The sequence below is a fragment of the Actinomadura sp. NPDC048394 genome (assembly GCF_040651755.1).
Lineage (GTDB): Bacteria > Actinomycetota > Actinomycetes > Streptosporangiales > Streptosporangiaceae > Spirillospora > Spirillospora montaniterrae.
The window spans coordinates 1-2,212 of the sequence record NZ_JBEZJL010000175.1 but is presented as its reverse complement, the minus strand read 5'-3'; the positions used below and the strand labels follow the sequence as shown (position 1 = coordinate 2,212).

Genomic DNA, 2,212 nt, shown 5'->3' with positions numbered 1-2,212 from the left:
ACTTCGTCCACCCTTGACTTTGGAGCCTCTGCGGCCCCTGGGCAGGTGATGGGGGCAGGCTCCGCCTGCCCCGCCCCCAGGTCGCGCCACCCCACCACCCCCTTCCGTAAGGGGTGTCGAGCGGCTCTTGTCGACGGAGGTGCCTTCTGTCCGACCTCTCTGGGAGGTTGTAGGGCATGGACGTCATCATGCAACTGACCTTCGACTGTGCCGACCCGCAGAGAATGGTGGCCTTCTGGTGCGAGGCTCTGGGGTACGTGCCCGAGCCGCCGCCCGATGGTCATACCAGTTGGCGGGAGTATTGGACGGCGTTGGGAGTTCCCGAGGACGAGTTGCCCGCAGGGGCGGGCGATGCGCCGGAGTCAATCACTGATCCGGCGGGGCAGGGGCCCCGGATCTGGTTCCAACGTGTCCCCGAACCGAAGGTCGTCAAGAATCGGCTGCACCTTGACGTGAAGGTGAGCGGTGGCCGGGACGTCCCAATGGCCGTTCGGGTGCAGCGGGTCAATTCTACAGTGGAACGGCTGACCAGGGCTGGCGCTACGCCGCTGCGGACACTGGATGGTCCTGACTTGGACCACTTCGCCGTCGTCCTTCAAGACCCGGAAGGAAACGAATTCTGCGTGGCTTGAACGCCCAAGTGTTGGTCGACGAAATGGCGGTGGCGCTTTCGGGCATGCCGATCCGCCCGGATCTGGTTGATCCGGGCGCACCGGTGAAGGCGAACGGGTGCCCCTATGCGGCCCAGCCGAGGCCGGTGGCGGGTGGACTCTTGTCGTCGGGTGGTGGCAGGAGCCGGTAGACGTACCGCCCGTCTCGATCTTTAGTGATCTGGATCTGGTCGGGGCTGGTGTGTTTGAACCGGTTGTGCCACCCGCAGGTGAGCGTGAGCTGGTCGATGTCGGTGGGCGAGTGCCCGAGTGCCCATCCGTGGACGTGGTCCACTTCGCACAGCGTGCCCGGGGTCTCGCATTCCCGTACCGCGCAGGTGGGGTAGAGGGTTTCGAGGACTTGGCGTTGTGCTGCGCTGGCGAAGCGTTCCCGGTGGCCCAGGTAGAGCGGGGTGTTTCCGCGTCCGAGGAGGAGGGGTGAGACTCCGGCGGCCAGGGCGATGCGGCGGGCCTGGGCGGCGGGGATGGGGGTTCCGTCGGTGAGGCGGGCCGGGGCGTTGCCGCCGGTGAGCGTCTCGAGGTCGCAGATGACGGTGACCTTGGTGGCCTTGTGTCCGCCGGACAGGACGCTGGAGAGGGCTGCCGCCGTCCGTTCGGCGAGGTCGCGGCGGTCGTCGGGTCCGGCCGGCTTGGCCAGCGGGGCCAGGGTGCCGTCCCAGATGGCGGCGTCCTCGGGGTTCAGCCAGCCTTTGACGTAGCGGCCGCCGTCCAGGGAACGCGTGGTGGTCAGCCAGGACTTGGCGTAGCCGCGTTTGGTGTCCTCGTCGGGGGCGTCTTCGGTGCCGTCGCGTTCGGCGATGACGTCGCGGATGCGGTGCCCGAAGGCTGCGACCTTCCCGGCGGAGAAGCCCTGGTCGGCCATCTCCAGCAAGGTGGTCTCCGCCTGGGCGCAGTCAGTGTCATCGAGCCTTGCGACGGAGTCGGCCACCGTGACTGCGTAGCCGAAGGACAGTTCCCCGGCCGCCAGCCGCTCAGTTACTTGCGGAAGGCGGTGCCGCTGCCGGGCGAGGGTGAGGCGTTCCTTGGCGCGGTTGTCGCGCATGCCGAGGCTGGATCGCAGCCATGCCTGGGTGGAGGGATAGCCCCAGCGGGCTTGTTCTCCGGTGGCGTCGACTCGGCCGATGAATCCGGCCAGCGCACTTTCCTGCATATCTGCTGCGGCCGCGAGCGTTTCGGTGAGTTCCAGGCAGGCTGCCGATGATTCCGGGGCTTCGCGCTGGGCGAGTTCAGTGGCGATGGCGGAGAGCGCGTTCACCAATTCCATGGTGGACGCGGCCCCGAGTTCGACCGTCACTGAATGCATACGTAAATAGTACCCTGTGTGACTGACATTCGAGGCCCTTCGAGGTACATTCTTCTCGGTATTTTTGGCGGGAAAGGCTGCCGGACCTAGCGCCCTCTTGTCGCTCTTCTCGCCGCTCTTGGTGTCACGCGCAAAGGAGTCTCGGCCCTTACGGAAGGGGGTGGTGGGGTGGCGCGACCCGGGGGCGGGGGGGGGGGGGCGCGCCCCCCCCCCCCCCCCGCCCCCCCCCCCGCCGCCC

General features: G+C 67.7%; 2 protein-coding genes. One reads left to right on the top strand and one right to left on the bottom strand.

What is annotated here, in order from left to right:
* Positions 1-176: 176 nt before the first annotated feature.
* Positions 177-632 (top strand): VOC family protein, encoded by a 456-nt coding sequence (locus AB0C78_RS50660; RefSeq protein WP_360763013.1) that lies wholly within the window; start codon positions 177-179, stop codon positions 630-632.
* 103 nt (positions 633-735) lie between these two features.
* Here AB0C78_RS50660 and AB0C78_RS50655 read toward each other — a convergent pair whose 3' ends face one another.
* Complete coding sequence (locus tag AB0C78_RS50655) at positions 736-1,974, bottom strand: DUF222 domain-containing protein (RefSeq protein WP_360763010.1); 1,239 nt, start codon at positions 1,972-1,974, stop codon at positions 736-738.
* Positions 1,975-2,212 lie beyond the last annotated feature (238 nt).